The sequence below is a fragment of the Thermodesulfobacterium hydrogeniphilum genome, assembly GCF_000746255.1.
Taxonomy (GTDB): domain Bacteria; phylum Desulfobacterota; class Thermodesulfobacteria; order Thermodesulfobacteriales; family Thermodesulfobacteriaceae; genus Thermodesulfobacterium; species Thermodesulfobacterium hydrogeniphilum.
Map to the genome: position 1 here is coordinate 326,932 of NZ_JQKW01000006.1, position 17,985 is coordinate 344,916.

General features: G+C 28.1%; 19 protein-coding genes. 1 reads left to right on the top strand and 18 read right to left on the bottom strand.

Annotation, left to right across the window (positions count from 1 at the left end):
* Positions 1–14: 14 nt before the first annotated feature.
* Positions 15–902, bottom strand: coding sequence for a phosphoribosylaminoimidazolesuccinocarboxamide synthase (locus tag CC87_RS02110; protein WP_038055558.1), 888 nt, complete (start codon positions 900–902; stop codon positions 15–17).
* A 14-nt stretch (positions 903–916) separates the two neighbouring features.
* On the bottom strand, positions 917–1,297 hold the full coding sequence (locus tag CC87_RS02115) for a Rho termination factor N-terminal domain-containing protein (protein ID WP_051920450.1): 381 nt from the start codon (positions 1,295–1,297) through the stop codon (positions 917–919).
* Between the two features lie 143 nt (positions 1,298–1,440).
* Here CC87_RS02115 and topA point away from each other — a divergent pair, with 143 nt between their 5' ends.
* Complete coding sequence (gene topA / locus CC87_RS02120) at positions 1,441–3,078, top strand: type I DNA topoisomerase (RefSeq protein WP_038055559.1); 1,638 nt, start codon at positions 1,441–1,443, stop codon at positions 3,076–3,078.
* Here topA and CC87_RS02125 read toward each other — a convergent pair.
* The 16 genes from CC87_RS02125 to rbfA all read right to left on the bottom strand — a co-directional run bounded on the left by CC87_RS02125 (position 3,064) and on the right by rbfA (position 17,967).
* Entirely contained in the window at positions 3,064–3,360 is a 297-nt protein-coding gene (locus CC87_RS02125; protein WP_038055561.1) for a DUF2250 domain-containing protein, read from the bottom strand. The genes topA and CC87_RS02125 overlap by 15 nt on opposite strands.
* Complete coding sequence (locus tag CC87_RS02130) at positions 3,350–4,633, bottom strand: bifunctional folylpolyglutamate synthase/dihydrofolate synthase (RefSeq protein WP_038055563.1); 1,284 nt, start codon at positions 4,631–4,633, stop codon at positions 3,350–3,352. Before CC87_RS02130 ends, CC87_RS02125 begins: the two co-directional genes overlap by 11 nt.
* Positions 4,634–5,665, bottom strand: a complete 1,032-nt coding sequence (locus tag CC87_RS02135; RefSeq protein ID WP_038055565.1) for a sodium:calcium antiporter — start codon at positions 5,663–5,665, stop codon at positions 4,634–4,636. It lies immediately after the preceding gene.
* A 9-nt stretch (positions 5,666–5,674) separates the two neighbouring features.
* Positions 5,675–6,505 (bottom strand): universal stress protein, encoded by an 831-nt coding sequence (locus tag CC87_RS02140; protein ID WP_038055567.1) that lies wholly within the window; start codon positions 6,503–6,505, stop codon positions 5,675–5,677.
* Between the two features lie 8 nt (positions 6,506–6,513).
* A complete protein-coding gene (locus tag CC87_RS02145; protein ID WP_038055569.1) occupies positions 6,514–7,026 on the bottom strand; it encodes a BCAM0308 family protein in 513 nt (170 codons plus the stop codon).
* A 70-nt stretch (positions 7,027–7,096) separates the two neighbouring features.
* Complete coding sequence (locus CC87_RS02150; protein ID WP_038055570.1) at positions 7,097–8,305, bottom strand: ABC transporter permease; 1,209 nt, start codon at positions 8,303–8,305, stop codon at positions 7,097–7,099.
* A gap of 3 nt (positions 8,306–8,308) precedes the next feature.
* Positions 8,309–9,523 carry an ABC transporter permease gene (locus CC87_RS02155; RefSeq protein WP_038055571.1) on the bottom strand — a complete coding sequence of 405 codons (1,215 nt, stop codon included), beginning with the start codon at positions 9,521–9,523 and terminating at the stop codon, positions 8,309–8,311.
* Positions 9,520–10,200, bottom strand: coding sequence for an ABC transporter ATP-binding protein (locus tag CC87_RS02160; protein WP_038055572.1), 681 nt, complete (start codon positions 10,198–10,200; stop codon positions 9,520–9,522). The genes CC87_RS02155 and CC87_RS02160 overlap by 4 nt, the downstream gene beginning before the upstream one ends.
* Complete coding sequence (locus CC87_RS02165) at positions 10,194–11,381, bottom strand: efflux RND transporter periplasmic adaptor subunit (protein WP_038055573.1); 1,188 nt, start codon at positions 11,379–11,381, stop codon at positions 10,194–10,196. Before CC87_RS02165 ends, CC87_RS02160 begins: the two co-directional genes overlap by 7 nt.
* 1 nt (position 11,382) lies before the next feature.
* The gene (locus CC87_RS02170) at positions 11,383–12,654 is read right to left on the bottom strand and encodes a TolC family protein (RefSeq protein ID WP_038055575.1); all 1,272 of its coding nucleotides are present in this window, start codon (positions 12,652–12,654) and stop codon (positions 11,383–11,385) included.
* Positions 12,655–12,726: 72 nt separating this feature from the next.
* Complete coding sequence (locus CC87_RS02175; protein WP_038055577.1) at positions 12,727–14,112, bottom strand: amino acid permease; 1,386 nt, start codon at positions 14,110–14,112, stop codon at positions 12,727–12,729.
* Positions 14,113–14,196: 84 nt separating this feature from the next.
* Positions 14,197–14,817, bottom strand: a complete 621-nt coding sequence (locus CC87_RS02180; protein ID WP_038055579.1) for a MarC family protein — start codon at positions 14,815–14,817, stop codon at positions 14,197–14,199.
* Entirely contained in the window at positions 14,808–15,695 is an 888-nt protein-coding gene (locus tag CC87_RS02185) for a lysylphosphatidylglycerol synthase transmembrane domain-containing protein (RefSeq protein WP_038055581.1), read from the bottom strand. Before CC87_RS02185 ends, CC87_RS02180 begins: the two co-directional genes overlap by 10 nt.
* 1 nt (position 15,696) lies before the next feature.
* Positions 15,697–16,650, bottom strand: coding sequence for a tRNA pseudouridine(55) synthase TruB (gene truB / locus CC87_RS02190; RefSeq protein WP_051920437.1), 954 nt, complete (start codon positions 16,648–16,650; stop codon positions 15,697–15,699).
* On the bottom strand, positions 16,637–17,620 hold the full coding sequence (locus tag CC87_RS02195) for a DHH family phosphoesterase (protein ID WP_038055583.1): 984 nt from the start codon (positions 17,618–17,620) through the stop codon (positions 16,637–16,639). The genes truB and CC87_RS02195 overlap by 14 nt, the downstream gene beginning before the upstream one ends.
* Complete coding sequence (gene rbfA / locus CC87_RS02200) at positions 17,617–17,967, bottom strand: 30S ribosome-binding factor RbfA (RefSeq protein WP_038055585.1); 351 nt, start codon at positions 17,965–17,967, stop codon at positions 17,617–17,619. Before rbfA ends, CC87_RS02195 begins: the two co-directional genes overlap by 4 nt.
* Positions 17,968–17,985 lie beyond the last annotated feature (18 nt).

The window sequence follows — 17,985 nt, forward strand, 5'->3', positions numbered from 1 at the left end:
AGAGAAAAAAGTTTTTATAAAGTTTTTCCAGTAAGTCTATAAAGAGCTTCTAAATATTTTTCTTTGGTTTTTTTTACGATTTCTGGTGGTATGGAAGGAGGGGTTTCTCCTTTTTTCCAATTTGCTTTTAACCAGTCCCTGATAAATTGTTTATCAAAGCTTTTTTGAGGCTTGCCCGGCTCATATTCATCCTTAGGCCAGAATCTTGAGGAATCCGGAGTTAAAACCTCATCTATTAAAATAATCTTTCCATCTAAAATCCCAAATTCAAATTTAGTATCAGCAATGATTATCCCTTTAGATTCTGCATATTCTGCAGCTTTTTTATAGATTTTTAAAGATAGTTCTTTTAAAATTTCTGCTGTTTCTTTTCCTACGATTTTGCACATTTCTTCAAAAGTTATATTTATATCATGTTCTCCTATTTCTGCTTTGGTGGATGGAGTAAAAATAGGCTCTGGAAGTTTGTCTGCTTCTTTTAAACCAGAAGGCAGAGTAATTTCACAAACTTTACCAGTTTTTAAATATTCTTTCATAGCAGAACCAGTAATATAGCCTCTTACAATACATTCAACAGGAATAACCTTAGCTTTATGAACAATCATACTTCTTTGATAAAGGATGTTTTTATAAGACTGTAAAACTTCTGGAAATTCATCTACATTGGCTGTGATCAAATGATTATCTACTATATCTTTTAAAAAATCAAACCAGAAAAGACTCATCAAAGTTAGAATTCTTCCTTTATCAGGAATAGGAGTAGGAAGAACCACATCAAAAGCAGAGATCCTATCAGTAGCTACAATAAGAAGCTTATCTTCAAGATCATAAATATCTCTAACTTTTCCTCTTTTTATTAAAGGTATTTCTTTTATATCAGTCTGAAATAAACCTTCTTTCATAGAGCTCTCACTTTTTAAGCAACTTTAGCAAGTTTAGCAAGCTTTCTGGTGCGTTTTTTGAATTTACTGGCAAGTTTTCTATATCTTTCATATTTTTCCCATTCTTTATTCTTTTTAGCTTCCTCTGCTAAAGCTTTAAATTTTTTTATTTTAGCTTTAATTTCTCTCATAGAAGCACCAACTTTTTTAGGCTCTTCTTTTATTCCATAGACTTTTTTAAGAGCAGAAATAAGTTCCTCTTTGTTCATTCCATGAACACCAGAAATTTCAGGAATTTGAAGAGCTATTTCTCTTAATTCCTTAATGGTCATTTTTTCAAGTTTTTTTTCCAATTTAGGAAGTTCTTTAGTTCCTTCTTCAACCTGTGCTTCTTCTTGATTTTTTACTTCTTCCATATTTACCCTCCTTAAGAAGGATTTAAAAAGAATTTTTTCAAGATTTAAAAAAAATACCACAAAAACAAAAGAAAGCAAGTTATTTTCAAATTTTACCACTTCATAAATGGAACTTTTTGGTTTTGTGGTATAATTGAAAGACCATGATTCTTTTTATAGTGGAGTCTCCTTTTAAAATCAAAACTCTTAGAAAGATTTTAAAAAATGGTTTTATTTTTCGTGCTACTTTTGGACATATCAAAGATCTTCCTGGGAAAAAATTAGGAATTGATTTGCAAACTTTTACTCCATCTTTTTACATTTTACCTAAGAAAAGAAAGGTTCTCTCAGAACTTAAAAGACTTATTCCTAAAGTAAATCTAATCTATCTTGCTACAGATCCTGATAGAGAAGGGGAGGCTATTGCTTATCATTTATATGAATACCTTTCTAAAATAAACCCTAAACTTAATTTTAAAAGGATTGATTTAATAGAAATTACTGAATTTGGAGTAAAAAATGCTCTTTCTTATCCAAGAGAAATAAATTTTAATCTATATCAATCATGGCTTACCAGAAGAGTTCTTGACAGATTAATAGGATATTTAATTTCTCCCTGTTTATCCAAAATATTCAAAAAAACTCTTTCCGCAGGAAGAGTTCAAAGCATAGCATTAAGACTTATTGTAGAAAAAGAAATAGAAATAGAAAACTTTATTCCTGAAATTACTTACTCTTTGGAGGTAATGTTAAAAAGTGATTCTATAATTTTTTCTACAGAACTTTATCACAAAAATAGATTATTTAAAACTAAATCCTTAGAAGATTTAATAAAATTTTGTGAAGAAAAGTTAAAAGGGCAAAAGTTTATTTTAAAAGAAGTAAAAGAAAAGATAGAAAAAACGCCTCCACCTTTACCTTTAAAAACAACCTCTATGATAGAACTTGCTCAAAAAATGCTGGGCTATGAACCCAAGGAAACCATGAAATATGCTCAAATTCTTTATGAAAATGGGTATATTACCTATATGAGAACCGATTCTGTGAGAGTAAGTGAATATGCTAAAAAAAGAGCAAAAGAATTTATAAAAATTTATTTTGGAGAAAAATATATAGGAAGAGGTAGAAGGATAAAACAAACTAAATTTGTGCAAGATGCTCATGAATGTATAAGGCCAACTGATATTTATAGAGAAAGTGTTCCTTTGTCTTCCAAGGAAAAAAATTTATATCATCTTATAAGACTCTTTTTTATTGCAAGCCAGATGGCTCCTGCAGAATATTTGGTCAGAAGATATACTTTTATCAATAAGAATTTGGGGAAAGATTATTCTTTAAAAACCACCTGCAAAAAACTTTTTTTTGATGGGTTTTTAAAAATTTTTTCCGAAGATAAAAAAGAAGATCAAATCTTTTTAGACCTAACAAAAGGAGAAATTTATGATTTTTTAGAATGTAAGACAAAAAAACATATTACAACTCCTCCTTCCAGATACACTCCTTCAAGTCTTATAAGAAAGCTTGAATCCTTAGGAATAGGCAGACCCTCTACTTATGCTACTTTACTTGATATTTTGTATAGAAGAAATTATGTAGTAAGAGAAAACAGATTTTTAAAACCCACAGAACTGGGGAAACAGGTTTGTCAGTTTTTAGTGGAAAAATTTCCTAAATTTATGGATTATAAATTTACTGCTGAGATGGAAGAAGATTTAGAAAAAGTGGTAAATCAGGAAAAAACCTATTTAGAAATTGTAAAACCTACTTATGAAGTTTTAAAAGAATATTTAAACAGAATTTAATTTTTTCCTAAGATATAATTTAGCAGGCCTGCTTAGTTCATAATAAGTATGATTCATGTGTTTATATTTTCCACGAATTATAGCAAATCTTCCTTCAATTCTCTTTAAAAAACCAAGCTTCTCAAGTTTTTTAAGCCTCTCCATAACTTCTTTTAAATCAATTTTAAACCTTCTTGATATAAATTTGGCACAATCAGCCCCGTCTTTATATAAATCTTTTAAAATTTCCCAGTCTTTATCTTCTAATTTTTCCCAAGGTAATTTTAAATCCTTAGCTTTCATTTAGATGATTTTCCAAAATTTTTAAACAATTAGCTATAAAATAAATTGAACCTGTAATCAAAATTTTATTATTTTTATCTTCTAAAGCTTTATCTATAGCTTCTTGCGGGTTTTTAAAAAATTTAATGGGAACATTATTTAAATTAATTCTACCAAGCTCTTTTTTCCAGTCTTCCACAGTAACAATCTTTCTTGGAGAAAAAAATTCACATACAAAAATATTATCAGCTAAAATTAAAAGTTCTTTAAGCATTTCTAAAAAAGGCTTTTCTTCATCTTCATTAGTTGCTCCAAAGATTAAATTAAAATTTTTAAAATCATCTTTTTTCAGGTTTTCTTTTAAAGTTTTAACTCCTTCTAAATTATGAGCTACATCTATCAAAATTTCCTTGTTTTTTATTAAAAATCTTTCATATCTTCCTGGCCATTTAACTTCTTTTAAAGCCATTTTTAATTTATTTTCATCAATTTTTAAAAAGCCTTTTTCTTCCAGAATTTCAAAAGTTTTTAAAGCACATCCTAAATTTATACCCTGATAAAATCCTTTTAAGTTTAAATCTAAATCTTTAAAGTTTTTTTTCCCATAGTAATTCCACTTATTTTCTTTTTGTTCTATTTTAAAATCTTTATTCCAGATAAACAAAGGTGAGTTTAATCTTAAACATTTTTCTTTAAAAATGGGTATTAATCTTTCTTCTAAATTTCCTAAAACACAAGGAGTAAACCTTTTAATTATTCCTGCTTTCTCATAGGCTATTTTTTCTAAGGTATTCCCTAAATATTTTGTGTGATCCAAACTTATAGAAGTAATAATAGATGTCTCTGGTTTTATTACATTAGTAGCATCAAGCCTTCCTCCTAAACCACATTCTATAATTGCTATATCCACTTTTTCTTCCCAAAAATATAAAAAAGCCAGAGCAGTAGTAATCTCAAAATAAGTAGTAGGAAAATTTTTAATAGTAATTTTTAAAATTTTTAAAAGATCTTTTAATTTTTCATCTGAAATTTCTATACTATTTATTTTAAATCTCTCATTGAGCTTGAAAAGGTGAGGGGAGGTATAAAGACCTGTTTTTAAACCATGAGATTTGAGAAGTTCATTTAAAATAGCACCAGTTGATCCTTTTCCATTAGTCCCTGCAATATGCACAGTTTTTATTTTTTTATGAGGATCACCCAACCACTTTAAAATCTTTGTAATTCTATCTAAACCAGGTCTAATACCATGAAATTGATAGCTATTTAACCATTCTAAATAATTTCTCAGCATTTAAGAAGCTAAGGTTTTTATTATTAAATAAATGTAAAAAATATAAAAAAAACCAGATATAAAAAATATATAAGGAGGTAGTTTTTTAAAAATTTTTAAAATTATTAAATAAAAAACTCCAAGAAAAAGTGTAATCAAAGCTGAGAATAATGCAAGTCCTTTAATTTTCCAGGTAGTAAATAATAATCCTACACTTACAGGAAAAGTTGCCTGAAAGACCATAGCTCCTGTTATATTCCCTAAAGCAAGAGTATCCTTTCCTCTTAAAGTCCATAAAAAACTGTTACATTTTTCAGGAAGTTCTGTAGCTATAGGAGCTAAGATAAGTGCAAACAAAAGAGGCTCTATACCCAGTTTTTTGGAAATTATTTCTAGATTTTCTACAAAAATATGAGCCCCTTTAATCATTAAAACTAAAGCTAAAACTACCTGAAAAATGGATAAAAAAATTATCAAAATCTTACGATTGAATGAAAAACTGATTATTTTTAAAACTTTGTTTAAATATAAATCTCTTACAGATTCAAGTTCAAGACTATCAGCTCTGAAAGTGCAAAATAAATATATTATATAATTTATTATCAAAAATACAGCTATAAAATAGTGTAAAAATTTAGTATTAGGGAAAATCAAAGGAAAAAAAATAGCCAAGGAATAACTAAAAAGAAAAAAAGAAAGATCTCTCAAAAAAGTTGAATATTCTAAATGTATTTCTAATTTAGATCTTCTTTTAAAAAAATAACTAATAAAAATCCCTAAACCGATTAGAAATAATCCTACGGTAGAAAGCATAAAAGGAGCGCCTAAGATAGCTCCTACTCCTATATAAGCTCCTTCTTTTCCTTTGTATAAAAGGATAGCAACTAAAGGAACTATAGTTTCTGGAAGAGCCGTGCCTATAGCTGCAAGAACACTTCCAACTACAGCTTGAGATAAAGACAGTGTTTCCCCAAATACCTCTATTCCATTAGTAAATAACTCCGCACTAAAAAGAATTATTAACAGAGATAAAATTAAAAAAATTAATTCCATGTCTCAGGACTAATTTTCTACTATAAAAATAGGTATATTTATTGAGTATAGTATTTCCTTAGTCAAAAATCCTAACCCCTCTTTAAGTTCTTTTCCTCTTTTACCTATTATTAACAGATCTGTTTGAGTTTCTTTAATAAATTTGTCTATTTCTTCTAATCTATCTCCAAATCTAATATAAAAATTAAAAGGTACAAAAGGAATTTTAATTTCTTGTAATAAACTATGCCATGATTTTTCAATTTCTTTTTTAGTATTTTCTAAGTATTTTTCTTGTAATTTTGAATTTTGGATTCCAAGAGGAGGAACTATATTTAAAATGTTTAAATTACATTTTAATTTTTCTGTTAAGAAAAAGGCTTTTTTAAGAGAAATTGGCGAAAATTCTGAAAAATCAATAGCACAGAGAATATTTTTAATTTTTTGCAGAGGTTTCTTTTTTACTACTAAAAAATTGCACTTAAGTTTTTCAAGCATTTTTTCAGCAGTAGGAACTTTAAAAATATGGGATTTATACCCCAATACTAAAACTTCAGGTTTTAACCTACTAATAAAATTTTCTAAAACTTCCCAAAAATTTCCTAAAAGAACATGAATTTCTACTGAAAAATTTTTTTCTTTAAAAAGTTTAGTTAATTTTTCAAGTTCTTTATAAATATTTTCTTTTTCTTTGTTTAAATAAGGAAGAAGATATACAGGAGGAGTAAAAAAATATTCAATAGCATGAAATAAAACAATTTTACTTTCAGTATAAACATTTTGAGCTAAAAAGACACCACTTTCAATAATGATAGAAGTGAATTCTTTAAAGTCTATAGCTAAAGCAATAGGTTTATTCATTTGAATTTTTAATCATTTCTTGACCAGTAAACCCTTACCAATTTATTCCCTTTAGACCATCTAAACTCTAAATCTCCTTTACAAGCCTTATACAAGGCTCTTCCTAATCTTTGAGCTAAATGGTCTGTGGTAGTTTCTATAACTGTAGTTCCATCTTCTTCATAAATATTTATAATTTGGTGTAAAGGATTTAAACCTCTTGCTCTTTCAACTTCATTATTTATAAGACGCATAATTTCTTCTCTATGAGTCTCCCAAAAATTGCCAGAAATATAAAGATATCCCATAGCATAACGGTCCAAAATTTTTCTACAAGCTGGGCAAATAATGTGAGGAACTGTTTCTATATCTTTTAATTCTTCATAAAGTTCTTCATCTATAAACCATCTTTTATCTTTAAAGATAGCTTTACATCTTGGACAGATAGCTTCACCAGCAGGAGCAGCTTTCATTGCATAAGGATCTCCATTAGTTTCATATTCCTGAGTATGGGTGAACCACTTATCTCCTTTTTTAGACATAAAAACCTCCTAAATAAAGTTTTCTTAATTTAAAATATAATCTTCATTTCAAGCAAGTCAATTAGATCAACTAAAATCCCTGTTTTAAAAGAATAATAGGATCAACTTTAGAAGCTTTAAAAGCTGGATAAACCCCTGCTATAATCCCAAAAATTATGGTTAATAATGTAGAAGTAATGATAGGACCTAAAGGAAAAATTAAGGGATAATTAAATAAAGGTAAAAAAATTAAAGCTCCTAAAATTCCTATTAAAATTCCTATTAAACCTCCCAGCATGGTGATAAAAATACTTTCTGCCAAGAATTGAAAAAGAATATCCTTTTCTTTAGCTCCAAGGGCTTTTCTAATACCTATTTCCTTTTTTCTTTCATTAACTGAAAGTGTCATAATAGCTGTAACTCCCAAAGCACCTACTAAAAGACACAAAATTGAAACATTTTTTACCAATACTGAAAAAATCCTGGTAGTTTGAGTTTTTACTTTTAAAATATCTTCAGCTTTGATAATAGTAAAATCTTTATTTTTTTCACTAACTTTATGCCTTTTCATAAGTAATTTATTTATTTGATCTTCTATTTTAGAAATTTCTGATATATCCTTTACACTTAAGTAAATACTTCTTATATAATCCACATTATAAACAGCTGATATAGCTACAGTATAAGGAATTAAAACTTGATCATCCTGATCAGTATTACTGGCATCAATTCCTATTTTATCCAAAACTCCTATTACTCTAAAAGGTAATTTGTTTATTAGTATAATTTTTCCAATAGGATCTTTATTACCAAAAAGTTCCTTTTTTACTTTATATCCCAAAATAGCTACCTTTTTATATCCTAAAACTTCCTCTTTTAAAAAGTTTCTTCCTTCAACTAAAGGGAATTTTCTTAGCTTTATATATTCCTCGTTAACCCCATTAATTATGGTAATAAGAGTATTTCTTAAATATCTTACAATCCCATCACCATTAAACACAGGAGAAATATATTTTATTCCGTTTATTTCCATCAAAACCTTTGCATCACTTGGTTTTAAAGTTGTGGTTATTTCTGTTTGAATAGCTCTACCTGCTCTAACCTTTACATTACCTGCTACTACCATCATTACTTCAGGACCGAAGGTTTCTATTTCTTTTAATGTTTTAATTTTAGCAGATTCTCCAAAAGAATTCATAAGAAGAAGAGAAGCAACCCCTATAATTATTCCAATAATAGATAAAATAAGCCTTAATTTTTTATGAAAAAGTCCTCCCCAAAGTAATTTATATTTCAGCATTTCTTACAAACTCTTTAATAAAATAGAAGGTTCTACTTGGGTAGCTTTTACAGAAGGTATCAAACTAAAAACAATAGTTGTTAATATAGCAAAACTAAGGCTAAATAAAAATGTTAGCCAAGAAAAATAAGCTTTTAAAGGGGTAAAATAGGCAATAGTTTTTAAAATAAGTAAACTTAAAATCCATCCTATTAAGCCACTTATAAAAGCAATTATTAAAGACATTACTAAATAATGTATAATTATTCTTTGAGAAGTCGCTCCTAAAGCTACTCTTAAAGCAATAATAGGAGATTTTTCTTCAATATTAGCATACATAAGATTCATAATAATCACACCACTTATTATCAAACTTATTAAAGATATAGTTAAAAGAAAAATTGTTAAAATTTTTGATGCAGAAGTAAAAAACTTTATAGCCATATCAGGAGTAATAATTCTAAAATCATCTGGTTCTATACCATAAAGCTTGTGTCTTTTTCTCAAAATTTGACGAATCTTATATTTAGCTAAATCAATATTTGTACCAGGCTGAAATAGAATTTTTATAGCATCTATATAATCCTTATTGAATAGTCTTCTTTGAGCAGTAGTAAGAGGAATAAAAATTCTTTCATTTCTGTTAAAATGTCCGAAAGTGGGTTTGGATTCTAAAATTCCAATTATTTCAAAATATTCTGATCGTATTTTTATCTTTTTTCCTATAGGATCTTTAATCCCAAATTTTTTAGGAATATCAAAACCTACTACACAAACCTTGCTTAGTCTCTTTAGATCGTTTTTATTAATAAATCTTCCTGTTTTAGGATACCAATTGGTTGCAATGGTATAATTAGGAAAAACTCCTTCTATTCTTATCATTTCTGCATTTCCTTTATATGAAACTTCTGATGTTCCTAAGGAGATAGGAGAAACTAATTTAACAAAATCAAGTTTTTCAATCTCTTTTGCATCTCCCAGTTTTAAAGTATCTCTTCTGGTGGTAGTAAGACCTATTATTTTTCCTCCTCCAGCAAGAATGAGCATAGCGTCTTTTCCAAATTGCACGTTAGCCAGAGCATTCAGTATTTGTTCTTTAGCTGAATATCCTAAGGAATAAATTGTATTTAAAGCTGTTAAACTTATTACCAAGGATAGAATCATAAAAAAAAGATTTACTTTATTTGAAATTAATTCTTTCCAGACATCTTTTAAAATTTGAATATACAAAAATTTCATTTTTCTATAAAATTGCCATCTTTGATTATTTTTATTCTTTTAGCATATTTAGCTATTTCTGGATCATGAGTAACCATTATAATGGTAATTCCTTCTTGATTTAATTCACGAAAAATTTTAATCACCTCCTCACTGCTTTTACTGTCCAGATTGCCTGTGGGTTCATCAGCAAGTAAAAGTTTAGGCTTTCCAATAAGAGCTCTTGCAATAGCCACTCTTTGCTGTTGTCCTCCGGAAAGTTCAGCTGGTTTAGCCTTTATCCTGTCTCCTAAACCTAATCTTTCTAATAATTTTTTAGCTCTTTCTTCGTCTTTTTTACTAATTCCCTCTTTTCTATAAAGTAAAGGCATCAGAACATTTTCCAAAGCTGTAGCCCAAGGAATCAAATGAAAAGCTTGAAAAATAAAACCTAATTTTCTATTCCTAATGTATGCTAACTCTTGTTTACTTAACTTGCTAACCTCTTCCCCATCAAGAATATAACTTCCTGATGTTGGTTTATCAAGAAGACCTATAATATTTAAAAGGGTTGTTTTTCCACTCCCAGAAGCTCCCATAATAGCAAGAAATTCTCCTTTTTCTACTTCTAAATTAATTCCTTTTAAGACTTGATAAGAAACTTTACCTGTTTGATAAGTTTTGGTTATATCTTTAAGAATAACTAATTTTTTTACCACAAACCTACTTCCTCGCCTTCTTTCAAACCAGAAATTATCTCTGTTTTTCCTTCTGATTCCCAACCAACTTTAACAATCCTTTTTTCCCATTTTTCTTCTTTTTTAACCATAACATAATAATTTCCTGAAGAATCTATTTTAATAGCCCTGGAAGGAACTATCAGTACATTCTGTTTTTTACCTGCAATAATAGTAACTTGAGCTGTCATTTCTGGACGAAGAAGGTTTTTATAAGGATCTAAAATATCAAGCACTACATCATAAAAAACTACATTATTTTTGATAACAGCTCCTGGATAAATAGTTTTAACTCTGGCTCTAAAAATTTTATCAGGATAAGCATCCACAGTAAACTTAGCTTCTTGTCCAGGAGCAATTTTCCCTATATCTGTTTCATCTACATAACATTCTACTTGAAGTTTTGAAAGATCTATTACTGTAATAAAAGTAGGGGCATTTAGCCCAGCAACTACAGTTTCTCCTTGTTGAGTAGTAACTTCAGAAACAACTCCTGAAATAGGAGCATATACAAAAGCATAACTTAATCTTATTTTAGCTTCTTCCCATGTATTTTTAGCAGCTTTTACCTGTTCTTCAGCAGCCTTGAGTTCATTTTTATATTCTTCTATTAAAGCTCTGAGATTATAATATTCTGCATTTACTTGAGCTTTTGCAACATCGTAATCTCTTTGAATTCTTTCCATATCTGTTTTAGAAATAAGACCATCTTTATATAAAACTTCCTGTCTTTTGAATTCTCTTTCTATTTGAGCTAATTTGATTTTTAAAGCCTTTATATTTTCTTTTTGAGCTTTTATTTTTTCAGAGTAAGTAAGTTTAACTTTTTCTAAGTAAGCTAAAGCCTGTTTATAATTAGCATAGGTTCTATTTACTTCATCTTGTAAATCCTCATGTTCAATAATAGCAATAAGTTGTCCTTTTTTTACTTTATCACCACGGGTTACAAAGAGTTTTTCAACTTTACCAGAGATTCTTGCTCCAACTTTAACTTGAGCACCAACCTGCGGCTTTACTGCTCCTGTAGCAGCAATTTCTGAAAAAATAATACCCTTTTTTACTTTAATAGTCTTTTTAGGATAAAGTTCTTTTTTATTTTTCTCTTTACATCCAAAAACAAAAAAGGGAAAAATTAATAAAATCAAATATAAAACCTTTTTCATCTTATTTTTCTAATCCAGGAATAAAGCCCATAGATTTTTGAAGGTTATAATAAGATAAAATGAAATTATATTTAGAAACTGCTACTTGTGATCTTGCTTCTGAAAGACGTGCCAATGTAGTGGTTAAATCTACAATGCTTGCCAAACCGGTTTCATATTTTTTCTTTATAATTCTATAATCTTCTTCTATGCTTTTTAACCAAGCTATAGCGCTTTCGTAATTTTCCTTAGCAGTTTGCCATCTTTTATAATTGGTAAATATTTCCTGTTTTACTTCTAATTCTGTTTGAGTTTTTTCAAAATGTTTTTGTTCTAAAGTTGCTCTTTCTTTTTTTAGTTCTTCCCATCTGGATAAACCCAAAAATATAGGCCATTGAATTTCTATCCCTGCTGTAAATTCATAATCTCTATCTGGGAAAAATTTGGAATCTTCTTTGTAATAGCTACTGACTAAATTTATAGAAGGCAAAAATTTACCTTTTACTTCTTTTACTTTTTCTTCTTGAGCAAGAATTTCTTTTTCTTTAGCTTTAAGTTCTGGTCTTTTCATTAAACCAAGTTTAATACAATCAGCTAAATTTTTTGCTTTAAGATCTGTTTCTTTGACAGGTAAAAATTCAAAACTATCAGTTTGGGTAATATCATAATTGATTAAAGTTAAAACATTAGCTTTAGCAATTTCAGAAGTGTATTTGTAATTAGTAACATTAAATTCTGCTTTTTTTACACGGGCTTCAGCATCTAAAACATCAGCATAAGGAGCTAACCCCACTTCATATTTCTTTTTAGCAAGCTTTAAAATCGTTTTGGCATCTTTTAAATCTGTTAAAGCAGCTTCATAAAGAGCTTTTTGTTTAAAATATTCTAAATAAGCTTGGATTATATTCATAGAAATATTTAAAATAACGCTTTTAATATTTTCATCTTGAGCTGCTATTAACAATAGAGCTTCTTTATAAGCATGCCAATCAGAGAATCCTGAAAAAATATTCCAGGTTAAACTCGGACCAAAATAATGAAAATCAACTGAGGGTTTATTCCTACCTAAATCCTGTCTCTGATAATTGTAATTTAAATATAAATAAGGAAAAAACTTTGCTTTTATCATATTTTTTTGAAAAAAATATTCTTCTTTGATTTTAGAAGAAATTTTAATTTGTGGATTATTTTTTATTCCTAAAGATATCACATCACTTAAAGATAAGAACTGTTTAGCATATAAATGCTGACACAAAAGAACAAAAAGAGAAAGAGTTATAATTATCTGTCTCATAAAATTTCCTTCAATATGTAAGTGCTTACTTAAATTTATATCTAAAAGTTTTTTTGTCAATAAAAAAATTTTTTATTTTATGATATTGGCAGTGCTGTTTTTATATCCATATAAAAAATAAATTAAAATTCCTATAAAACTCCAAATTATAAATCTTATCCAAGTATCTAAAGGTAGACCACTCATTATAAAAAGTAAAAATAATAGATTAATAGGAAGGACAATATAAGGAAAAGGGACTTTGAAACCGGGTTTATATTTGGGATTATTTCTTATTATAAAAATAGCCACACCAACTATAAAGTATGCAAAAAGAGTTCCGATGTTTATAAGTTCTGCTAATACTTTCAAAGGTAAAAAGCCTGCAAAAAATGACAAAAAAAATCCTCCAATAAGAGAGGCTTTGTAAGGCGTAAAAAATTTTTTATGAATATCTGCAAAAGACTTAAAAATTAAACCATCTCTTGCTAAAGCATAAAGAACTCTTGTAAAACCTATGGCCATAACCAGCATTACAGAAGTAATAGTAATAACTGCCCCTATAGATATAATATCAGCTACCCATTTTTCATTAACTTTATACATAGCATAAGCCAAAGCATCAGGTTTCCCTTTGTATTCCCAATAAGGAAGCATTCCTACCAAAGTAAAAGAAACAGCAATGTAAATAAAAGTGGTAATAACTAAGGATAAAATAAGCCCTTTGGGTAAAGTCTTTTTCACATCTTTGGTTTCTTCAGCCAAGGTTGCTAAAGCATCAAAGCCTAAATAAGCAAAAATTATTAAAGATGCTCCTCTCCAAATTCCTTTCCATCCGTAAGGTAAAAAAGGAAAAAAATTTTCCCATTTAATATGTTTTAAACCAAAAATAACAAAAATAAAAAGGGTTATCAGTTTAAGAATAACAATTAGATTATTAACAAAAGCACTTTTTCTTATTCCTATGGTAACAAGTATAAATATTACTATAACTCCTAAGAAGGCAAACAGATCAATAAAAGTTCCTTGTTGAAAATTTAAAGGCCCTGAAAGGGCTTTAGGTAAAGAAAAATGCAAATTATTTTCTAAAAAGGCTCTGAGATACCCCGACCATCCTGTAGCTACTGCAGCTGTGGCTATACCATATTCTAAAAGTATATTCCAACCTACTAACCAGGCAAAAAATTCTCCTAAAACAAAATAAGCATAATTATAAGCTCCACCTGCTAAAGGAATAGCTGAGCAAAGTTCAGCATATACTAAGGCTGTTATGCCTATTCCTATAGCTGCTAAAATGAAAGAAATAATAATACCAGGACCACCATAAGAGGCAGCAGCTTCACCAGTAATAACAAAGATACCAGCACCAATAATAGCTCCTATACCTATAAAAATAATATCTCTAAGATTAAGATCTTTTTTTAGCTGAGAAGAATTCGTTTCTAAGATTTTTAAAGATTTTTTTCTAAAAATATCCATACAAATCTCATATTATATAATAGTTTTTATTTTTGAAAATAATTATTTTAAGACTTATGAAAAAATTTTTAAAATGCTATTGATTTATTTCATAAAAATTTCTTTTAATCCATGAGTAATATATTCTATAGCTATGCTTGCTAAAATAAGACCTAAAATTCTTACTACTGCTTTGGTACCAAGTTCTCCCAAAAATTTGAATATTTTAGAGGAATAGGCTAAAATAAAAAAAGTAATAAAAATAATAAAAAAAATTATTATAGATAAGGCAATTTTTCCAAAAATATCAGAGGTTTCTCCTAAAATAATAGTTGTGGTTATAGCACCAGGTCCTGCTAAATAGGGAATTCCTAAAGGTACAATAGAAACATCTTCTTTTTCTTTTATCTGTATAGTTTCTTTTTCTGTGGTTTTAATTTGAGTTGTCTTTCCAAAAAGCATTTCTAAAGCTGTTAGAAATAGCAATATACCTCCTGCAATTTTAAAAGAAGATATAGAGATCTGAAAAAAATAAAGAAGCTGACTTCCTGTCCAGAGAAAAATTAATAAAGTTATAAAAGCAGTTATAGAAGCTTTTAAAGCTATTTTTTGTCTTTCTTTTTCTGAATATCCAGCTGTAATACTTAAGAAAAATGGTGCTCCCCCAATAGGATCAATAATAGTAAAAAGAGTTATAAAACTTTTTAATAAAAAACCTATTTCCATAAACGTTTTTCTTTTAAATAAAAGTATAAGCCAGGTAAAGCTGAAATTAAAATTAAAGAATAACCCAAAAGTCCTAAGGAGATACCATATTCTACAGAATAATTAAGTAAATGTAAAAAATAACTTAGAGATCCTTCTCTCACACCTAAACCTGAAATACTTAAAGGTAAAGCAGATAAGAAACTGATAATAGGAATTATTACAAAAAAATAGATAAATTTAAGATTTAAATGTAAAGCTTTACCTAAGAATACAAATTGTAAAACAAATAAAATTTGAATAACAAAACCAAGAAAAAGAGGTTTTAGATTATAAGGAAAGGTTAAAGGTTTAAAATAGTCTGAATTAGTAAATTTTTTAAGAATAAATCCTGCTAAAATTACACCTGCAATAACTCCATAAGTTAAAAGAAAAAGAAAAAAGTGAAGCTTAGAAGGTAAAAAGTTGCTATAAAAAGGTAAAAACAAAGCTAAAATAAAAAAAATTCCTACCAAACCGCAAAATCTATCATATAAAACACTTAAACTCGCTTTTTTCCAAATCAAACCTTTTTTAGTGAGAAAAACTGTTCTTAAAACATCTCCACCCACAATACCTGGCATAGCAGTATTTAAAGAAAAACCCATTAAATAGGACTTTAAATAAAAAAGATAATTTGTCTTAAAATCCCAGGCTTCGCAAATTTTTTTCCATCTAAGAGCTACCAAAAACTGAAAACAATTAAAACACAACAAAGCTATTAAATAATAGGGCAGGGTAATTCCTTTAAAAATTTCTTTTAGTTTATTTATATCACTTTTTTTGAATAAAAAATAAAGAATGGAAAAGGTAATAAAAAATCTAAGAAATAAAAAGAAAAACTTTTTAAAATTTTTCATTTCAGTTATCTTTAAAAACCCTAAAATATTTTACATAAGGACTTGAAGGATTTAATAAAGGATTTTCTATAATAGCCACCAATTTACCTTTGGTATTAACAATTCTTATCCATTTTTCAGTAGGAGATAAAGTTAGTTTTTGAAATTTTATAAAAGAAAGAAAAGAAGTGGTATGCATTTGTCTTCCTTCTTTTACTCTTTGAGAGAACTCTTCACTTACAATAATCTTGGGCAAAAATTCTAAAGCTTTTTCTATAGAAATAATATAATTCTGGATTTTTTTTGGATCTTCTTTTAAAATAGATTTTAGATCCTCTAAAGTAATAGCTTTTTCTATAGAAAATACACTTTTTTTTACTCTTCTTAAACTACTCAAAACTGCACCACATTCCAATTTTTCTCCCAAGTTATGTATAAGAGCCCTTACATAGGTTCCTTTAGAACAACTTAAATAAAATTTAACAAAATTGTCTTTTTTTTCTAAAATTTTAAATTCATAGATCTTTATTTTCTTAGGTTCTTTTGGTATTAAAAGACCATCTCTGGCGTATTTATAAAGAGGTCTTCCTCTATATTTAGCAGCTGAAAAAGGAGGAGGAACTTGTTCTATTTCTCCTATAAAAGTATTAGCTATCTTTTGTAAATCTTCTACAGATATATCCGGGACATTATATTTAGCTACTACTTCTCCTGTAATATCATAGGTTAATGTGGTTATTCCTAACTGGAATTCTCCTTTATAGACTTTATCTCCTTCTAAAAAAATTTGAGCTACCTTAGTAGCTTTTCCTAAGAATACAGGTAAAACTCCTGTAGCTATGGGATCAAGGGTCCCTCCATGTCCAGCTTTTTTAACTTTTAAAATCTTTTTAACTTCTTCCAGAGCCTCTGTAGAGGTTAAACCTTTTGGCTTATCAATAACTAAAATACCATTTAATTGTTTATTTTTCTGCATAATAGCTTCTTAAAGCCTCCTTAAAAGAATTTAAAAATTGAGAAAAGCTTTCTATCTTAATTCTAAAACCACTGGCGTATTTATGTCCACCTCCTCCAAAAATCTTAGCAAAATTGACTACTTCCACAGGTGCTTTGCTTCTTAAACTTACACTAATCATATTAGGTTCTATTTCTTTAATTAATACAGAAACTTTTACACCTTTTATGCTCCTTAAAAAGTTAGCCAGATTCCCTACTTCTTTAGAACCAAGTTCTTCAAAATCTTGGTAAGTTAAATAAGATAAAACTATGGTATTGGAATTCAAAAATTCTAACCTGTGAAGCACCTTTTTAAGTGCATTGATTTCTTCTAAAGGTATGTTATCAAAAATCCCTCTTGCAATAAAAGAAGGATCAGCTCCGTATTTACAAAGTTCTCCTGCAACAAAAAAGGTTTCTTCTTTAGTGTTCTCGTATTTAAATCCCCCTGTGTCATAATAAATTCCTGCAAGAAGATTATGAGCTATTTGTGGAGTTATTGAAACTCCTTCTTCTTTAAAAATTTTAAAAATTAAAAATGAAGTTGAGGGAGCAGCAGAGTCTATAAACAGAATCTCTTCTTCTGAAAATTTTTTTCTATTTTCATCTAATTGATGATGATCAATTATTATAAAATTACGGCAATGGTTTATTTTAATTAAAACTTTTTCAGGGATTCTTTCAGGACTATTAGCATCAAATACTATTACTGTAGCATCAGAAGATGGTAGTCCTATTTTTTCAGGAATTATTAAAGATTCTTTTTCATATAAAATATCTATATTAGAAGGAATTTCTTCTACCAAAGGATAAGAAATTTTTTTTAGGAATTTTAAATAAAGCTGGAATGCCAACATTGAAGAAAGTCCATCTATATCTGGATTCAAATGTGTAACCAGTATAATTTCTGGAGATTTATGAATGTATTCAAAAATCTTAGAATAATTCATAAATTTTCCTTAGTTTTAGAAATTTTAGCAAAAAGTTCTTCCAAACGTTTCTCTTTTTCTTCTTTATCATCTGGTTTGAATTCTATATCTGGAATAAATTTTATAATTATCTTTTCTCCTATGAGTTTTTTAATATAACCTTTAGCTTTATTTAAAGCTTTTTCCACCTCTTCAGTTTGGTCTCCATAGACTCTAAAATAGACAATAGCTTTTTTTAAATCAGAACCTATTTTAACATCAGTAATACTAATAAATTGTTGAAAAATAGGATCATTAAGTTCATATATAATAATTTCAGATATAACTTTTTTGAGTAAACTGGCTATCTTTTCGGGTCTATGAGCCATGATAATTAAAACCTCAGA

What these genes read in the sequence shown, in the direction of transcription:
- truB (WP_051920437.1), bottom strand. Translation starts at nt 16,650, where the DNA reads ATGCAGAAAAATAAACAATTAAATGGTATTTTAGTTATTGATAAGCCA.
- topA (WP_038055559.1), top strand. Translation starts at nt 1,441, where the DNA reads ATGATTCTTTTTATAGTGGAGTCTCCTTTTAAAATCAAAACTCTTAGA.
- CC87_RS02185 (WP_038055581.1), bottom strand. Translation starts at nt 15,695, where the DNA reads ATGAAAAATTTTAAAAAGTTTTTCTTTTTATTTCTTAGATTTTTTATT.
- CC87_RS02195 (WP_038055583.1), bottom strand. Translation starts at nt 17,620, where the DNA reads ATGAATTATTCTAAGATTTTTGAATACATTCATAAATCTCCAGAAATT.
- CC87_RS02155 (WP_038055571.1), bottom strand. Translation starts at nt 9,523, where the DNA reads ATGAAATTTTTGTATATTCAAATTTTAAAAGATGTCTGGAAAGAATTA.
- CC87_RS02115 (WP_051920450.1), bottom strand. Translation starts at nt 1,297, where the DNA reads ATGGAAGAAGTAAAAAATCAAGAAGAAGCACAGGTTGAAGAAGGAACT.
- CC87_RS02135 (WP_038055565.1), bottom strand. Translation starts at nt 5,665, where the DNA reads ATGGAATTAATTTTTTTAATTTTATCTCTGTTAATAATTCTTTTTAGT.
- CC87_RS02150 (WP_038055570.1), bottom strand. Translation starts at nt 8,305, where the DNA reads ATGCTGAAATATAAATTACTTTGGGGAGGACTTTTTCATAAAAAATTA.
- CC87_RS02175 (WP_038055577.1), bottom strand. Translation starts at nt 14,112, where the DNA reads ATGGATATTTTTAGAAAAAAATCTTTAAAAATCTTAGAAACGAATTCT.
- CC87_RS02145 (WP_038055569.1), bottom strand. Translation starts at nt 7,026, where the DNA reads ATGTCTAAAAAAGGAGATAAGTGGTTCACCCATACTCAGGAATATGAA.
- CC87_RS02165 (WP_038055573.1), bottom strand. Translation starts at nt 11,381, where the DNA reads ATGAAAAAGGTTTTATATTTGATTTTATTAATTTTTCCCTTTTTTGTT.
- CC87_RS02140 (WP_038055567.1), bottom strand. Translation starts at nt 6,505, where the DNA reads ATGAATAAACCTATTGCTTTAGCTATAGACTTTAAAGAATTCACTTCT.
- CC87_RS02110 (WP_038055558.1), bottom strand. Translation starts at nt 902, where the DNA reads ATGAAAGAAGGTTTATTTCAGACTGATATAAAAGAAATACCTTTAATA.
- CC87_RS02180 (WP_038055579.1), bottom strand. Translation starts at nt 14,817, where the DNA reads ATGGAAATAGGTTTTTTATTAAAAAGTTTTATAACTCTTTTTACTATT.
- CC87_RS02170 (WP_038055575.1), bottom strand. Translation starts at nt 12,654, where the DNA reads ATGAGACAGATAATTATAACTCTTTCTCTTTTTGTTCTTTTGTGTCAG.
- rbfA (WP_038055585.1), bottom strand. Translation starts at nt 17,967, where the DNA reads ATGGCTCATAGACCCGAAAAGATAGCCAGTTTACTCAAAAAAGTTATA.
- CC87_RS02130 (WP_038055563.1), bottom strand. Translation starts at nt 4,633, where the DNA reads ATGCTGAGAAATTATTTAGAATGGTTAAATAGCTATCAATTTCATGGT.
- CC87_RS02125 (WP_038055561.1), bottom strand. Translation starts at nt 3,360, where the DNA reads ATGAAAGCTAAGGATTTAAAATTACCTTGGGAAAAATTAGAAGATAAA.